Origin of the sequence: Solibacillus merdavium (genome assembly GCF_014836935.1) — a bacterium.
GTDB lineage: Bacteria > Bacillota > Bacilli > Bacillales_A > Planococcaceae > Solibacillus > Solibacillus ferritrahens.
Window position 1 is genome coordinate 1 of the sequence record NZ_JACSPW010000009.1, and the last position, 16,016, is coordinate 16,016.

The 16,016-nt window shown below is 38.6% G+C and carries 17 protein-coding genes; 3 read left to right on the forward strand and 14 right to left on the reverse strand.

Annotated features, from left to right (window positions below; translation table 11 throughout):
- Nucleotides 1-277: 277 nt before the first annotated feature.
- Nucleotides 278-922: a hypothetical protein gene (locus H9632_RS10495; RefSeq protein WP_191704064.1), complete on the forward strand. Its 645-nt coding sequence runs from the start codon at nucleotides 278-280 to the stop codon at nucleotides 920-922.
- 72 nt (nucleotides 923-994) lie between these two features.
- On the opposite strand, the gene H9632_RS10500 is transcribed toward H9632_RS10495, so the two are convergent.
- Nucleotides 995-1,675, reverse strand: a complete 681-nt coding sequence (locus tag H9632_RS10500) for a KinB-signaling pathway activation protein (protein WP_191704065.1) — start codon at nucleotides 1,673-1,675, stop codon at nucleotides 995-997.
- A gap of 148 nt (nucleotides 1,676-1,823) precedes the next feature.
- Between H9632_RS10500 and gerD the strand changes: the two genes are divergently transcribed.
- Nucleotides 1,824-2,429 carry a spore germination lipoprotein GerD gene (gene gerD / locus H9632_RS10505; RefSeq protein ID WP_191704066.1) on the forward strand — a complete coding sequence of 202 codons (606 nt, stop codon included), beginning with the start codon at nucleotides 1,824-1,826 and terminating at the stop codon, nucleotides 2,427-2,429.
- A 49-nt stretch (nucleotides 2,430-2,478) separates the two neighbouring features.
- Here gerD and H9632_RS10510 read toward each other — a convergent pair whose 3' ends face one another.
- The 5 genes from H9632_RS10510 to H9632_RS10530 all read right to left on the reverse strand — a co-directional run bounded on the left by H9632_RS10510 (nucleotide 2,479) and on the right by H9632_RS10530 (nucleotide 8,235).
- Nucleotides 2,479-3,534, reverse strand: a complete 1,056-nt coding sequence (locus H9632_RS10510; RefSeq protein WP_191704067.1) for a P-loop NTPase — start codon at nucleotides 3,532-3,534, stop codon at nucleotides 2,479-2,481.
- A gap of 73 nt (nucleotides 3,535-3,607) precedes the next feature.
- Complete coding sequence (locus tag H9632_RS10515) at nucleotides 3,608-4,321, reverse strand: N-acetylmuramoyl-L-alanine amidase (protein ID WP_191704068.1); 714 nt, start codon at nucleotides 4,319-4,321, stop codon at nucleotides 3,608-3,610.
- A gap of 56 nt (nucleotides 4,322-4,377) precedes the next feature.
- The gene (locus tag H9632_RS10520; protein WP_191704069.1) at nucleotides 4,378-6,186 is read right to left on the reverse strand and encodes an ABC transporter ATP-binding protein; all 1,809 of its coding nucleotides are present in this window, start codon (nucleotides 6,184-6,186) and stop codon (nucleotides 4,378-4,380) included.
- Nucleotides 6,179-7,918: an ABC transporter ATP-binding protein gene (locus tag H9632_RS10525; RefSeq protein ID WP_191704070.1), complete on the reverse strand. Its 1,740-nt coding sequence runs from the start codon at nucleotides 7,916-7,918 to the stop codon at nucleotides 6,179-6,181. Before H9632_RS10525 ends, H9632_RS10520 begins: the two co-directional genes overlap by 8 nt.
- A 32-nt stretch (nucleotides 7,919-7,950) precedes the next feature.
- Entirely contained in the window at nucleotides 7,951-8,235 is a 285-nt protein-coding gene (locus H9632_RS10530; protein WP_191704071.1) for a 2-keto-3-deoxygluconate kinase, read from the reverse strand.
- Between the two features lie 167 nt (nucleotides 8,236-8,402).
- On the opposite strand from H9632_RS10530, the gene H9632_RS10535 reads away from it, so the two are divergent.
- Nucleotides 8,403-9,440, forward strand: a complete 1,038-nt coding sequence (locus H9632_RS10535; protein ID WP_191704072.1) for a C45 family autoproteolytic acyltransferase/hydolase — start codon at nucleotides 8,403-8,405, stop codon at nucleotides 9,438-9,440.
- Between the two features lie 284 nt (nucleotides 9,441-9,724).
- On the opposite strand, the gene rpsI is transcribed toward H9632_RS10535, so the two are convergent.
- From rpsI to H9632_RS10575, 8 genes are all read right to left on the reverse strand, one after another.
- Complete coding sequence (gene rpsI / locus H9632_RS10540; protein WP_191701174.1) at nucleotides 9,725-10,117, reverse strand: 30S ribosomal protein S9; 393 nt, start codon at nucleotides 10,115-10,117, stop codon at nucleotides 9,725-9,727.
- A 25-nt stretch (nucleotides 10,118-10,142) separates the two neighbouring features.
- Complete coding sequence (rplM, locus tag H9632_RS10545) at nucleotides 10,143-10,580, reverse strand: 50S ribosomal protein L13 (protein ID WP_191704073.1); 438 nt, start codon at nucleotides 10,578-10,580, stop codon at nucleotides 10,143-10,145.
- A gap of 236 nt (nucleotides 10,581-10,816) precedes the next feature.
- Nucleotides 10,817-11,560 carry a tRNA pseudouridine(38-40) synthase TruA gene (gene truA / locus H9632_RS10550; RefSeq protein WP_191704074.1) on the reverse strand — a complete coding sequence of 248 codons (744 nt, stop codon included), beginning with the start codon at nucleotides 11,558-11,560 and terminating at the stop codon, nucleotides 10,817-10,819.
- A 13-nt stretch (nucleotides 11,561-11,573) separates the two neighbouring features.
- The gene (locus H9632_RS10555) at nucleotides 11,574-12,371 is read right to left on the reverse strand and encodes an energy-coupling factor transporter transmembrane component T family protein (protein ID WP_191704075.1); all 798 of its coding nucleotides are present in this window, start codon (nucleotides 12,369-12,371) and stop codon (nucleotides 11,574-11,576) included.
- Entirely contained in the window at nucleotides 12,368-13,240 is an 873-nt protein-coding gene (locus H9632_RS10560; RefSeq protein WP_191704076.1) for an energy-coupling factor ABC transporter ATP-binding protein, read from the reverse strand. Before H9632_RS10560 ends, H9632_RS10555 begins: the two co-directional genes overlap by 4 nt.
- Nucleotides 13,216-14,061, reverse strand: a complete 846-nt coding sequence (locus tag H9632_RS10565; protein WP_191704077.1) for an energy-coupling factor ABC transporter ATP-binding protein — start codon at nucleotides 14,059-14,061, stop codon at nucleotides 13,216-13,218. Before H9632_RS10565 ends, H9632_RS10560 begins: the two co-directional genes overlap by 25 nt.
- A 442-nt stretch (nucleotides 14,062-14,503) precedes the next feature.
- Complete coding sequence (gene rplQ, locus H9632_RS10570; protein ID WP_008406715.1) at nucleotides 14,504-14,881, reverse strand: 50S ribosomal protein L17; 378 nt, start codon at nucleotides 14,879-14,881, stop codon at nucleotides 14,504-14,506.
- 56 nt (nucleotides 14,882-14,937) lie between these two features.
- Nucleotides 14,938-15,882, reverse strand: a complete 945-nt coding sequence (locus H9632_RS10575) for a DNA-directed RNA polymerase subunit alpha (RefSeq protein ID WP_008406717.1) — start codon at nucleotides 15,880-15,882, stop codon at nucleotides 14,938-14,940.
- Nucleotides 15,883-16,016: the final 134 nt, after the last annotated feature.

Consider the following 16,016-nt stretch of genomic DNA (forward strand, 5'->3'; position numbering starts at 1 on the left):
AGCCAGGATCAAACTCTCCATAAAAGTAGTTTGAAAGCTCATTTGCTTTGCTAGCGATTTAACTTAATTAAAAGTTAAAATCTATTGTTTGCTTCATTTAAGAAGCTTGTTTCATTAACGTTGCTTGTTCAGTTTTCAAGGTTCATTGTGTTTCGTTTGTCGCGTCATCTCTTGGCGACTCACTTATAGTAACATCCGCTTGTTATATCCGTCAACACTTTTTCATAAGTTTTTAATAGAATCATGTTTAAATCAATCGGAAAGTGGGTAATAAATCATGTTCAAAACGTTGGTATCACTAATTTTATGCTTATTTCTAGTATTCATTTATTTTGATGAAAAAAGTAGTGTTTTGCCTGTATTTCAACTAACAGAAACCCCAGCCATCATCACAAAAGGTCAGTTTGGGAAGAGTGTAATCATAGAACTCAGTTATTCTCATAAAGGGATGGAAGAATGGGTTACAAACCTTAAAGAACCTTATCCACTTATTTTAGCGGATAGTGACTGGCTATTACGAAGTCCCGATTTAGTAAAAATATTAAGAGAAAAGAATATTCGAGTTGGGTTGCTTGGTTCGATGAGTGATGAATACGTAGATGAATCGCTCTTAAAAAAGCAGCTCGCTATTTACGAAAAAACCTTTTACAAAAAGCCTCTCTGGTTTGCGACCGCCGATTACAAAGTGGATAACGCTATGCAAACAGCTTTACATGAACTTGGTATTAACATAATTGCTCCAACAGAAACCTTTCCTATAGTAGAAAGTAAAATTCCTGAAGGTTCATTTGTAAGTATTCCTTTACATCGTGAGGAGAAGGTTTCCTTTGATGCCATTAATCAATTTATAAATGAGCATATTTTTGTTTCAATTGAGCAAAATATATTTGGTTATGAAATTTCTACAAAACGCTTTCCATAATATTTATGAATCTATTATATAAAAAACAAAGGCGGTCACAAAAGTTATATCTTTTGTGATCGCCTTTTCTATTTAAGCTTTTGCCGTAGTAGTCGATTCTTTTCTTGCTTTGCGGCGTTCTTCCAATTTTTTTCGATCTGCTTCTGATTGTGAATTATATTTTGGCAACATTAAAATTTGGTATGCATTAACTGCCACTAGTGGGAACAATAATAATGCAACATATACATCAATATTATCTTGGCGTCCCATTAAAGCGATAATCCACTCTAATGAAGTTACAACAACCATAAAGAACATTGTGGAGATTAATACATGTGGCTTTTGCGTCATTTTTATTTTCTTTACTGCTGTTAATATGGCCGCTCCGACTAAAACTACAAGTAAAAATCCATAAATCAACCAATCACCCATTGTACTAGCACCTGGGGCAAAGCGGAAAATAACAATGTCGACTAAAACAATAATGATCAATAACATCTGTATCCAATTCCATAGCGTTAATGATCTAAATATATTAACACCAACTTGATGTAACGTTAAATAAGCAAAAAACCCTGCTTGGGCCATCACACTCATCGTCATGCCTAAAACGATATTCCAAATAATCGCAGCCAAAAATTCTGAAATTTCCCCGTTCGCTAAATATGGTTGGTAAAAGTCCCAACGAATAATTAACGAGGCAACTGCATTAACTAAACCACCAATTAACAATGCCCAAAAAGCAAATTTAACCCAGTTTCTTATCGTCACGAACAAATTCCCCCATTTTTTAATATACTTGTATATTTTATCAATTCACTTTGAAAAAAGCGACCTCTACTAAAAGTTGTTACATATATTTTGTTAAATTGTGAACAATAATCGAAAGCGCTTAAGTGAAGAAAGGAAGGAAGAAATAGTGAAACGTTTAATGATACTTGCCTTTTCCATCATTCTAATTGCTGGTTGTAGCGATTCAAAAGCAACGACACTTTCGTACGACGAAGTAAAGAAAATTATGGTTGATGCTATTCAAACAGAAGATGGAAAAAAGGCAATCAGACAAATATTTGAAGATAAGAGCTTCCGGGAGCTACTTATTTTAAATACCGAGGAAGTGAAAAAAGCGACCGAGGAAACAATGCTGTCAAAAGAAGCCATGGATTTTTGGGTAAAAACATTTGAAGATCCTAAGTTTAAAGAAAATTTTGCAAAGAGTATGGAGGATCAACAAAAGGATTTAATGAAAAATCTATTAAATGATTCTGCTTATCAAGAAGCATTAACATCATTTTTTGGTCAGCCAGATATGCAAAAGCAACTGGAATCGATTATGAAAGGTGCTGTAATGCGCAAGGAGCTAGAAAAAGTAGTGACGGAAACAATTGAAAATCCTCTGATGCAATCAAAATGGGAGGAACTAATTAAGAAAAGCGGTGAAGGTTCGTCTGAAAAAGAATCCGGATCTGGTGGTGGTGGGTCAGAGAAAGAAAGTGGTGGAGAAAAAAGCGGTGGCGGATCATAATAAAACAACCAGTCGTTCCATTTTGGGACAACTGGTTGAAAATATACACTTATTTATTTAACGCCGAAATAATTTCTTCAGCAATTTTTAAGTAAATCTGACCTGTTGGATGATTATCTGCATAGATGGATGGCGCAAAATCTTCTTCTGTCCAATCTGGTTGACCTAATGGAATTTGGCCGAGTAACTTTGTACGTAATTCATCAGCCAGCTTTGGACCGCCGCCTTGGCCGAATACAAATTCCTTTTCACCAGTTTTGCTTTCGTACCAAGCCATATTTTCAATTACACCTAAAATTTCATGGTTAGTTTGTAATGCCATGGCACCTGCACGAGCAGCTACAAATGCTGCTGTTGGGTGTGGAGTTGTGACAACAATTTCTTTTGAAGCCGGTAACATCTGATGAATATCAAGTGCTACATCTCCTGTTCCTGGTGGTAAGTCTAATAGTAGATAATCCAACTCGCCCCACTCTACATCACGGAAGAACTGGTCTAGCACTTTTCCAAGCATTGGACCGCGCCATACGATTGGTGCATTGTTTTCTACGAAGAAGCCCATTGAAATAACTTTTACACCAAGTCGATCAACTGGATAAATACGATCATCTTTTACGACCGGCATTTCTGTTACACCCATCATATCTGGAACAGAGAAGCCATAAATATCCGCGTCGATTAAACCAACTTTTTTTCCTAAGCGTGCTAAAGCAACTGCCATGTTGACAGATACAGTAGATTTCCCTACGCCACCTTTACCGGAAGCGATTGAAATAAATTGTACACTTGATAATGGTGATAAAATATCTTGTGCTTGTGATTCCGTCGCTTGTCCACGGAATGATTGTAAAACTTCCGCCGGCAATTCTTCAAATCGAATTCCCACCGAAGCAGCGCCATTTTCTTTTAACACTTCTACAATCTTCATTTGAAGTGTCATTTGTTCCGGTGTATTTACTTTCGCAATTGCAATACGAACACTAACATGTTCTTTTTCTGCTTTAATAGAAACGTTTGTTACACCTTTTGTTTCTGCTAATGTTTTATGTAAAAACGGATCCTGTAATTCGCCCAATAGTTCTCGAACTTGTTGTTCATTTAGCATATCAAACACTCCCCTGAATGAAATATCCATTGTTAGTATATCATACTAGTCCCGTATTGCTATTACATGTTGCCTAGTCAAATTTTACATGTATATAATTTTCAATTCCACGCGCAATGGCAAATGCCATCTTATCCTGATAACTTTCGGATGCCAGCAAGTCCCTTTCTTCTTCATTGCTTAGAAAACCCGTTTCTACCAATACTGCAGGTATTTCCACCTTCTTTAACAAATAAACATTTTTAATCGATAAAGCTTCCCTGTCCGTATTTTCCATTGTGGTACGAATTGATTGTTGAACTGCCTGTGCAAGTGCTTCACTCTTTTCATGACCTTCATGGTGATAAAACACTTGGGCTCCTCTCCATTTACTATTTGGAATTGCATTTGCATGAATCGTAATAAATAAATCCGGCTCATGTGTTTCCACTAATGTTTCGCGTAAAAAAATGTCCTGCTTCTTACGCTCACGCAGTGTTGGAAACTTCTCATTTGGTGCATGTTCACTTAATACATCTCCATCTGTTGAACGCGTTAATACTACATCTGCCCCTAAACGTGTCAATTGACGAGCTACTTTTTTTGTAATTGCCAGTGTCACGTCTTTTTCGACAACCTCACCATTTGAAGCACCACCATCAATTCCTCCATGACCAGCATCCAATACAATTTTCAACCCGCCTAATGGCTCGGGTAAAAAAAATCGCCGGTCGGAAGCATTTGTTTCATATACAACGACTAGCATTGAACAAAAAATAACGAATACAAGTGCAAGCCAACGCTTCAAAAAAACACCGCCCTTTTTGCCTACTATACGCAAAAGGGGCGGTGTTTATTACCTCATCAATTTGCCATTAATTGATTTTGAAGAGTTGCATAAAATCCTTGAGCATTTATTAAAGAATCGTGATTACCTTGTTCTAAAATTTGTCCATCTTTAATTACAAGAATTTGATCGGCATTTTCTATCGTTTTTAAACGGTGTGCAATCACGAAGCTTGTACGGCCATTCATTAAATTGTTCAGTCCTTTTTGGATATGCACTTCCGTCATCGTATCAACGCTCGATGTTGCTTCATCTAAAATTAAAATATCCGGATCTTCCAAAATTGCACGTGCAATGGCGATAAGCTGACGCTGCCCTTGACTTAAGTTTAAGCCGCCACTGGATAATACCGTATCGTATTGCTCCGGCAAGTACTTTATAAAATTATGTGCATATGCAATTTTGGCTGCTTGTTCTACTTCTTCATCTGTAGCACTCAGCTTGCCGAAACGTATATTTTCACGTACTGTCCCTGAAAATAAGTACGTATCCTGTAACACTACCCCTACGTGATCCCGTACATTATTCATTTTATAATGTACAAGCGGCTCATCGTCCAATAGTATTCGTCCTCCTGTAGCATCGTAAAAGCGCGTTAATAATTGAATAATGGTCGTTTTCCCAGAGCCGGTAGGACCAACAATAGCAATCGTTTCCCCGGCTTTCGCTTTAAAATTAATGCCGCGCAGCACTGGCTTCCCTGATTCATAGGCGAATTCGACATTTTCAAATGTGACATCCCCCTTAAATCGGGATTTTTCTATGGCATGTTCGATATCTTCTATTTCCCTTACTTCATCTAATACTTCAAATACACGTTCCGAACCAGCAATTGCCGACTGGAATGTGTTTAATAAGTTTGATAGCTGATTGATCGGCCGGAAAAATTGGCGTGTATACGTAACAAACGATGCAATGACCCCAATTGTAAGTCCGCTTGTCACGGCCATGACCGCACCTGTACCAATCACTAAACTTAACCCTAAGTTATTCATGAAGTTATTAACCGGTCCCATGAATCCAGAAATAATATCCGCGCGCATTGCAGAACCACGAAGTTTTTCGTTCGCTTCTTTGAATTCTACCAGTGTTGATTTTTCTTTACCGAAAAGTGTAATAATGTCTGCATTTGAGATTGTCTCTTCAATATAGCCATTTAAATTCCCCAGATCCCGTTGGCGTGCTTTATAATTTACACTGCTTCTTTTAATAATCTGTTTCGTAGCGTATACGATAAGTGGGATAATAATAAGTGTGACAAGTGCTAAACGCCAATCTAAATAAAATAGCGCAAATGCCGTACCTACAATCGTTAAAAAGCTCGATACAATTTGAATAACACTTTGTGACAATGCTGCATTTAAGTTTTCAATATCATTTGTCATTCGACTCATTAAATCACCCTGTTGCTTTTTATCATAAAAAGCTAATGGCAGTGACTGATATTGCTCAAAAAGCTGTTGACGTAAACGGCGAATCGTCTTTTGCGATACACGTATCATTACAAATGTTTGAATCCATGTAAGTACTGAGGATGCGATATACACTCCCGCTAAAATAAGTGCCATGCGAATTGTACCTGATATATCAAGCTTTACAATATAGTCATCAATCGTCTTCCCAATTAAAAATGGACCAACTAAACTTAAAATCGTACTTATAATGACAAAGATAACAACACTAATTAGTTCAACCTTTTGAATACGTAAATAACTCCATATACGGAGTAACGTCTCCTTTTGATTTTTCGGCTTTACAATCGGACCAGTAAACCGTCCTCCTGGATGTCCAATCGGATTTGGTGGTCTGCCTTGTTGTTTATTCACTTAAGGTCACCCCTTTTTCCGCTTGTGTTCTTGCCATTTCATTATATAATTCGCTCGTCTTTAGTAATTGCTCATGCGTCCCTTTGGCAATTATCTTTCCGTCATCCATTAAGAAAATTTGATTGGCATGGCGAACTGAGGAAATTTTAGAAGAAACGATAAATTTAGTTGCCCCATCAAACTGTTCATCAATTGCCCGTTGTATGGCCTTTTCAGATATATTATCAACAGCACTCGTTACGTCATCCAAAACTAAAATATTTGGTTTGCGTATAAATGCACGTGCCATTGCCAGCCGCTGCTTTTGTCCACCCGATAAATTCGTTGCCCCTTGTGTTAGCACATGCTCTGTCCCTGCCTCAAGTCGATCAACAAACTCTTGCGCATTCGCTGTTTGCAGTGCTTGTAAAATTTGTTGCTCCGTTGCATCTGACTTTCCATAACGGAGGTTGTCAGCTATTGTTTTTGAAAACAATGTCGCTTTTTGAGGAGCAAAACCTATGGACTGGCGTAGATGTTCAAGCCCGTAATGTCCTATTGGTAGCCCATCAATTTTTATCACACCACTATCGACATCAAACAATCTTGGAATCATCTTGACCAAAGTGGATTTGCCGCTCCCAGTCATCCCAAGAATGCCAACCGTTTCACCGGCATTTACATGGAAACTGATGTTTTTAAGTACTGATTCTGTTCCTTTTAAATAAGAGAAGCTAACATTTTCAAAACTTACACTTCCTTGAATCTTTTTCGACTCGGATACGGAAGAATTCGTTAATTCAGTTTTTTCTTCTAACACTTCTACAATACGCCCTGCACTTGGAACTGCACGGGCAAGCTGTACAAGTACCATCGAAGAACTCATCAGCCCTTGCATAACCATCATTAAATAGTTGATAAAGGCTAAAATAACCCCAACTTGCAAGGTGTTATTATCAACCTTGATTGCCCCCATCCATAATGCTGCAACAATTCCCATATTTACGACAAACATCGTCAATGGGGCTAGCACACCGATAATTTGGTCTGCTGACATAGAACGTTGCATTAATTGTGTATTTATATCAGCAAACTGATCAATTTGATGATTTTTTCGGTTGTACGCCTTAATAACACGGATACCAGCTAGATTTTCCTGTACTTTCGTATTTACTACGTCAACTACCTTCTGAACTTTATGGAAAAGCTTACCTGACAATGCTGTGAAGTAATACATACAAAACGCTAAAATCGGGACTACTACTAATAAAATGGGGAACAGCTCCCGCGCTGTAAAGAATACAATTACAATAGCCCCGACAAACATCATTGGACCACGAACAAATATTTTAAGCAGCATCGTTAATGCACGTTGAAGCATTTCAATATCACTCGTTAAATTCGTAACAAGCTTTCCGAGCGTAAATTTATCTTTACTGCTATTTGAAAAATACGTAATTGTTTCATATAAATCCTGCCGAAGATCGGTAGAAAAGTTAACGGCTGTCCGGGATGCATAAATCGAACACCCTATACCGCCGATTAAGCCGATCAAGGATGTTGCTATCATTAAGCCAAACATTTCCACTATATATGTCGTATCATTTTGAGCGATCCCATCATCGATAATATGCTGTAATATAGTAGGCTGTAGTAAGTCCATACTTACCTCAATAACCATCATTATGGGAGCTATGATTGCAAAAAGTATATATGGCTTAATATATTTTGAGAGTTTCCATACTGCTTGCATTAACCAAGTTCACTTCCTTATGTTGTGAAAAATTATTCTGCTTCTGTTGCTTGTGCTTCTTCCAACAATTCATTCAACTGAAATAAGCCTACAAAATCATTCATAATTGCTTCGGTTGCTTTCAACTCTCCAGCAATGACAGGATGAATCGATTGCAATTCTGCAGACTCCAACTGTTGTTTCAATGTTGAACGTTTCATTTCGAGTTGGCGATAAAACTCCAGTGCACGTCCGCGACGGAATGTTTGAGCACCCTTTGAACGGCGATTACTTTGTTCCTCTTCTCCTCGATGTCTCCCTCTACCTTCTGATCTCATACTTTTCATCCCACCTTTTTTGAATACCATTGTATACCAATGTATACAAAAATACTACTCCTGGGAAAGTATTTTGGAGGGGTACTGCTTTCCAAACCCTTTTATTTTGTTTGTCCATTAAAAATCGTTACTATGAAAAAAACAGTTTCATTAAAGGGGTACATAAAATGAAAAACGTGACGAGCGATATTATTCAATTTAGAGGATCGCATTATGAGTTTGGTATATACCAAGGGAAACTTTTAAAGAACTCCCCTCTTTTTTATAATAGAGAAGAACTTTATAAACAATTAGATCATAAATTTTCTATAGATAAATCATATGTTAAGCAACTTTTAAACCGGTTTGGTCCAGGAATTGAAGAGGAAATAGAAGGTCTTGCTTTTGCACTTGGTTATAAAGAAGAACAGGCTTTACTTCATTATGGTGGCTATTATGCAGTAAATAAAAAAAGCGGCTGTTCTATTACGACAAATCCGCTTTATATGATTCGCAACTATGACAATGACCCCCAAAGTTATGATGGGCGTTTCGTGTTATATGCCCCAACTGACGGTGGCTACGCGACAATCGGACCTTCCATGCAAATTACTGGCCGTATGGATGGAATGAATGAAAAAGGACTGGCCGTTGGTTATAACTTTGTAAATACGAAGAACAGGGCGGATGGCTTTGTTTGCAATATGATTGGGCGACTCTTATTGGAACATTGCTCAAATGTTGCCGAGGGGATTTCATTATTAGAAAACATCCCCCATAAGCATTCATTTAATTATGTATTACTTGATGCGGAGCAATCTATGGTGGTGGTAGAAGCATCTCCGCGCAATGTTGCCGTTCGGGATGCAACAGCCTGCACGAACCACTTTAAAGTTCTGACAGAAGAAAATCGTTACCGAATGGAAGATTCTTTAGCGCGCGAACACATTATTTCGAATGCCCAGGCAAATTCACTCTCTTTTGAAAATGCGTTTAAGTTACTGAATGGTATCGAAAATGGTGTATTTGCAACAAAATACGGCGCATGGGATGGTACTCTCCATACGATTGGCTATATACCAACTGAAGGGAAATGTATTTTCGCTTTAGGTGGAGATGCGTTGCCTGTAGTCATTGATTTTAATTCGTGGCTAAGCGGTAATCATTTGCCTCTTACAAAAATTAAAGGAAAACTTCATGCGACAAATGGCTTTGCGAATGAATAAGAACAAAAGCGCTAAAGCGCCCTCTTAGCCCCGAGTGGGCAAAACGCCACATCCATGTGGCATGCCCCCAATGATTCACGTCGTGTGGAGTAAACGTTTCACCACTTTCGACGTCGGGATCTAATGATGCGAGAGGCTGGCGCTTTAGCCTAAACTTTACAAGAGTTTATTTCAAAGTTATTCACAATGCGATATTTTATAGTTTCCTTAACAAAGAAAAACCCTTTCTCGGAACATGTCCTGAGAAAGGGTTTTGTAATTTCGCAAAATAGTAATCGTAAAGATTAACGTTTTGAGAACTGAGGTGCACGACGAGCGCCGCGTAAACCTGGTTTTTTACGTTCTTTCATACGAGAATCACGAGTTAAAAGACCTGCAGCTTTTAAAGCTGGACGGAAGTCTGGATCAACTTGTAATAATGCACGAGCGATACCGTGACGGATTGCTCCAGCTTGACCTGTGAATCCACCACCGTTTACGTTAACGTGAACGTCATAAGAACCTTTAGTTTCTGTAGCTACTAATGGTTGGTTGATAATTAAATGTAAAGTTTCGTATGGTAGGTAATCTGCAATTTCACGATTGTTGATTACTACTTTACCTTCGCCTGGTACTAAACGTACGCGAGCAGTTGAGCTTTTACGGCGACCTGTGCCGATGTATTGTACTTGTGCCAAAGTTATTTCCTCCTATTATAGTTTATTAACCACGTAGCTCGTAAGCTTCTGGTTTTTGTGCAGCATGTGGATGTTCAGAACCAGTGTAAACGTTCAGTTTAGTGAACATTTGACGACCTAAAGAGTTCTTTGGAAGCATACCCTTAATTGCTAATTCAAGCATTTGTGTTGGGTATTTTTCTTTCATTTCTCCAGCTGTACGTTGTTTTAAACCACCAGAGAATTGAGTGTGACGGTAGTAAATTTTCTTTTGTAATTTGTTACCTGTTAACTCAATTTTATCAGCGTTGATGATGATCACATGATCTCCTGTATCAACGTTTGGTGTGAAAGTTGGTTTATGTTTACCACGTAAGATAGAAGCTACTTCAGAAGCTAAACGACCTAATGTTTGGCCTTCTGCGTCAACTACTAACCATTTACGTTCTACTTCTTGACCTTTAGCCATGAAAGTTGTGCGCATGTTTGTATCCTCCTAATCGATATGAATTACCGTTATTTTTCATTATATACACTTTATAAGTTTCGGGGCTTATTATTGTGGTGGTAATGAAAATACCATACATCATCATATAATGTATCGCGTTTAAAGTCAAGATATTTAATTGAACACCTGGAGAGGTTGTTAATCCTTTTCACAAGGCTATTTCTCTCGTGTTTTTACAAAAATCATACAAATTTTTTTAGAAAATATATAAATTATTCATAAAAAACTTGTTCCAAATATAAACCATGCGCTGGGGCAGTCTTACCTGCCTGGGAACGATCCTTCGAAGCAATCATTTGGGATAAAGAACTTATTTCCCTTTTCCCCGTGCCTACCTCCCATAACGTACCCGCTATAATCCGTACCATATTGTACAGGAAGCCATTCCCGCTTATTGTCATATGCAATTCCTCACCATGCCAATTTAGCTCCAATGCATTGACTATACGCACCTTATCAATAACACTCGTATTCGCCGCGCAAAAACAACTAAAATCATGCTTCCCTATAATTGCCTGAGCCGCTTCTTGCATTGCTTCAACGTTTGGTTTTACTCCATTGGTCTCAACTGCATAATGACGTCTAAAAGGGCTTTGAATCATGCTGCAATCCCAAATATACCGGTAACGCTTACCTAGTACATCATAGCGTGCATGAAAATTATCCTTTACTTGCTCTACTTTCATTACTCGAATATCACGTGGTAACTGAACATTTAAAGCCTTTTGATATTTTTCTCTCGGAATGGATAAAGGTGTATCAAAGTGAATCACTTGGCCTGTAGCATGGACTCGCGCATCCGTACGTCCACTCGCTGTAATTTTCACCTGATTTCCTTTATGCATTGTAGCTAATACTTTTTCAATTTCAAGCTGGACTGTGCGCTCTCCCGGCTGAACTTGATAACCAGCAAATGCTGCACCGTCATAGCTTATCGTTGCTTTTAATCTGACCATCTCTATACCCCTTTTAACCTCTTAGCATCCATAGCAGGATCGCCATTATTACTAGTGCGACTAAAATAATCGTATCCTTCGCATGCCATTTCAACAAACGATATTTCGTACGCCCTTCTCCTCCGCGATAGCCACGTACTTCCATAGCCGTTGCAAGATCCTCTGCCCGCTTAAATGCGCTTATAAACAACGGTACTAGCAATGGTACCACGGCCTTTAAACGATCCTTAATCGGACCAGCACTTAAATCGGAACCTCGTGCCATTTGGGCCTTCATAATTTTATCTGTTTCATCCATTAGTGTTGGGATGAAACGTAGTGAAATAGACATCATGAGTGCAAGTTCATGCACAGGAAGCTTTATCTTCTTAAATGGGTTTAACAGTACCTCTAAGCCATCAGTAATGGAAATAGGGGAAGTTGTTAGCGTTAAGATGGAAGTCATAAAGACAAGCATTAAAAAGCGCATTGAAATATACACACCTTGGCGTAGACCTTCTTCATAAATTTTCATAAAGCCAAGATCAACCAGTACAGGCCCTTCTCTTGTCATAAATAAATGCAATATGAGTGTAAAGAGCATTAAAAAAATAACCGGCTTTAATCCATTAATTAAAAAGTAAAGTCGAATTTTTGATAGCAAAATTACGATTAAGGTAAAGGCTAATAATATTCCATACGTCAACGTATTATTGGCAAAAAAGACAACAATAATAAATGCAAATACAAAGAGTAACTTTGAGCGTGGGTCTAGCTTATGAACAAATGAATTCCCCGGAATATATCGTCCAAAAATCATTTTCTCCATCATTGTCCTTCACGCCCCTTAGGAATCGCTTGTCCAATTTCAAATGCGAGTTCTTCTTCAGTTAAGCAAACTTTCGATAAGGATTTATCTATCATTTTTTCAATCTGTCGCTGGAAACGGACAATGCGTGGTGGTTCTAAACGAAATTGTGCAAGTGTCTTGATATCACCGAAAATGTCTCGTGGATCCCCATTTAACACACAGCGACCTTCATGCATGATGGCAATTGAATCTGCATAACGGGCTGCATCTTCCATACTATGTGTAACAAGAATAGTTGTTAAGCCACGTTGTTTATGTAACTCATAAAATAAGTCCATAATCTCCTTTTGCCCTCGTGGATCTAAACCCGCAGTAGGTTCGTCCAACACAATTACTTCCGGATCCATTGCTAAAACCCCTGCAATCGCCACTCGACGCATTTGTCCACCTGACAAATCAAACGGAGACTTTTCCAAAATTTCTTCCGGCAGTCCCACAAGCGAGATTAACTCACGTGCACGCTTTTCCGCTTCTTCCTCTGACACACCGAAATTCATCGGACCAAACATAATATCCTTTAATACAGTCTCCTCAAACAGCTGATGCTCGGGAAATTGAAAAACGATTCCAACCTTTTGCCGCACTGATTTCAAATCTTTCGCCTTTTTCCCTGCTTCAATTAACCGGTCTCCAATCTTTACTGAACCGCTCGATGGCTTTAATAACCCATTAAAATGAAGAAGGATCGTTGACTTACCTGAGCCGGTATGTCCAATAATGGCTTGAAACGTTCCACTTTTAATCGTTAAATCAACTTCATGTAATGCAAATTTTTCAAATGGTGTGCCTTTTGCATAGGCATAGCTTACTTGTTGAAGTTGGATGTCCATAAATCATTCACCAGCTCTTCTTCTGTCATATGTTGCCCTACAAGCTGAACTCCCTGTGCTTGTAATAGCTTAGTCATCTTCATGGCAAAAGGCATATCAAGACCAAACTGAAGAAGTTTATCCCCTAATGAAAAAATTTCTGCAGGAGTACCTTCTTCATATTTCTTACCATCGTTCATAAAAATAATGCGGTCTGCCAAAAGTGCCTCTTCCAAATCATGCGTAATCGCCAAAACGGTTAAGTCAATCTCTTTTCTTAATGTTTCAACAAGCGTCAACACTTCTTCACGGCCTTGAGGATCCAACATCGAAGTTGCTTCATCCAATATCAGAATTTGTGGATGCATTGCCAATGCCCCAGCAATCGCTACACGCTGCTTCTGCCCACCTGACAAATGATGTGGCTCATGATTAATGAATGCCTCCATCTTAACTTGTTGAAGTGCCTCTTGTACCCGCTGAACCATTTCTTTATGTGGTACACCATTATTTTCAAGAGAGAAAGCTACATCATCCTGCACAGTAGCACCAACAAACTGATTGTCCGGATTTTGAAAGACGATACCAATTTGCGAACGAATCTCCCATAAATTTTCTTCTGTTAATATATTATGTTTTATGCGGACTTCCCCTTGCTGAGGTAATAGTAGCCCGCTCATTAATTTTGCCATTGTCGATTTTCCAGAACCATTGTGACCAACTATTGCAATCCATTCGCCTTTGTTAATTGCAAAGGAGACGTCCTCTACAGCATTTCGTGCATCTGGTTCTTCGGGCGTATATGAAAATGTTACATGATTAAATGATAAAATCTCATTCATCTCGGCTATTCTCCCCTTTGCCTTGAATGTATTACACCTATATATTAGGTAGTTTAAATTTCCCAGGAAATTATACATATATAAAAATAAAGCACGTTCTCAAACAAGTTCAGCTTTATGCCACCTATTTAAACGTACTTTATGTTTGCATATGTATGAGGAACATAGGGACTCAATCCTAGTATTCCATAAATAAAAAAGCGCGCACCTCATTCAGAGAAATGCGCTTGTCGTTACATTTACAAAATTTACGGGTGCTCAAGCCCGGAAATTCATTGAATGAGGTGCGGAGAGCTAAACGAGACGCCAGTAGTTGACTACTCCGCTCATCATAACGCTCAGCTTAATTATTGTCGTATAAAATCACAAAACCTATGAAAAAAGAGGGGTGCATGGGTTCAACCGGTGAACCGGACACCCCTCTTCACCTATTTCGTCAGAATTAAACTAATTCGATAACTACTACTGGTGCGCCGTCTCCACGACGAGGACCTACTTTAAGAATACGAGTGTAACCACCTTGACGCTCCGCATAACGAGGTGCGATATCATCAAATAATTTTTGAAGTGCGAAAACAGTTTTTTCTTCTTCGCCTTCTCCAACTGTTACTAACTCACGACGGATGAATGCTGCCGCTTGACGACGAGCGTGTAAATCACCGCGTTTACCTAAAGTAATCATTTTCTCAACTGCTTTACGTGTTTCTTTAGCGCGCGCTTCAGTTGTTTCGATGCGCTCGTTGATGATTAAATCAGTAGCTAAGTCGCGTAGTAATGCTTTACGTTGAGAACTTGTACGACCAAGTTTTCTGTAACCCATGGACGTTTCCCTCCTTTTAAATATATCTGATCTAGCTAAATTTTATAATTATTCGCTTAGTCTTCTTTACGTAATCCTAAACCAAGCTCTTCTAACTTATGCTTAACTTCTTCAAGAGACTTACGACCAAGATTACGTACTTTCATCATATCGTCTTCAGACTTATTAGCTAACTCTAATACCGTATTGATACCAGCACGCTTTAAGCAGTTGTAAGAACGAACAGAAAGATCAAGTTCTTCGATAGTCATCTCTAATACTTTTTCTTTTTGATCTTCTTCTTTTTCGACCATGATTTCAGCAGTTTGTGCCTCGTTCGTCATGCCTACGAAGATATTTAAGTGTTCAGTTAAAATTTTCGCTCCAAGTGAAATCGCCTCTTTAGGACCGATGCTTCCATCTGTCCATACATCAAGTGATAACTTGTCGTAGTCAGAATTTTGTCCAACACGAGTGTTCTCTACTTGGAAGTTGACGCGTGAAACTGGAGTGTAAATAGAGTCGATCGGGATCACGCCGATAGGAAGATCCTCACGTTTGTTTTGATCAGCAGGAGTATAACCACGGCCGCGTTGTGCGTACATACGCATACGTAAATGACCGTTTTTTGCGATTGTTGCGATATATAAATCTGGGTTTAATATTTCTACATCACTGTCATGTGTAATGTCAGCTGCAGTAACCGTTCCGTCACCCTTTACGTCAATCTCAATGACTTTTTCTTCGTCAGAGTAGATTTTTAAAGCTAGCTTTTTCACGTTTAAGATAATTGAAGCAACATCTTCTACAACGCCTTCTACAGTTGAGAATTCGTGTAATACGCCGTCAATTTGAATTGACGTTACAGCAGCTCCAGGTAATGAAGACAGAAGGATACGACGTAGAGAATTTCCCAAAGTATTACCATAACCACGTTCAAGCGGTTCTACAACAAACTTGCCGTATTTGGCATCTTCGCTAATCTCCACTGTTTCAATCTTTGGTTTTTCAATTTCGATCATTCCAATTTACCCTCCTTCAAAACATCTAATGTATAGGTTCTTATCATCATAGTTGTTAATCTGAGATAGACTATAAAATGCACAAGACTTTTGTACAAAGTAACATGATGTACATAGAAGTACGTAATTATACC

Excerpts from the sequence above, each read along its gene's own strand:
- H9632_RS10495 (WP_191704064.1), top strand. The coding sequence starts at position 278 with ATGTTCAAAACGTTGGTATCACTAATTTTATGCTTATTTCTAGTATTC.
- H9632_RS10510 (WP_191704067.1), bottom strand. The coding sequence starts at position 3,534 with ATGCTAAATGAACAACAAGTTCGAGAACTATTGGGCGAATTACAGGAT.
- H9632_RS10525 (WP_191704070.1), bottom strand. The coding sequence starts at position 7,918 with ATGCAAGCAGTATGGAAACTCTCAAAATATATTAAGCCATATATACTT.
- H9632_RS10530 (WP_191704071.1), bottom strand. The coding sequence starts at position 8,235 with ATGAGATCAGAAGGTAGAGGGAGACATCGAGGAGAAGAGGAACAAAGT.
- H9632_RS10535 (WP_191704072.1), top strand. The coding sequence starts at position 8,403 with ATGAAAAACGTGACGAGCGATATTATTCAATTTAGAGGATCGCATTAT.
- rplM (WP_191704073.1), bottom strand. The coding sequence starts at position 10,580 with ATGCGCACAACTTTCATGGCTAAAGGTCAAGAAGTAGAACGTAAATGG.
- truA (WP_191704074.1), bottom strand. The coding sequence starts at position 11,560 with ATGGTCAGATTAAAAGCAACGATAAGCTATGACGGTGCAGCATTTGCT.
- H9632_RS10555 (WP_191704075.1), bottom strand. The coding sequence starts at position 12,371 with ATGATGGAGAAAATGATTTTTGGACGATATATTCCGGGGAATTCATTT.
- H9632_RS10560 (WP_191704076.1), bottom strand. The coding sequence starts at position 13,240 with ATGGACATCCAACTTCAACAAGTAAGCTATGCCTATGCAAAAGGCACA.
- H9632_RS10565 (WP_191704077.1), bottom strand. The coding sequence starts at position 14,061 with ATGAATGAGATTTTATCATTTAATCATGTAACATTTTCATATACGCCC.
- rplQ (WP_008406715.1), bottom strand. The coding sequence starts at position 14,881 with ATGGGTTACAGAAAACTTGGTCGTACAAGTTCTCAACGTAAAGCATTA.
- H9632_RS10575 (WP_008406717.1), bottom strand. The coding sequence starts at position 15,882 with ATGATCGAAATTGAAAAACCAAAGATTGAAACAGTGGAGATTAGCGAA.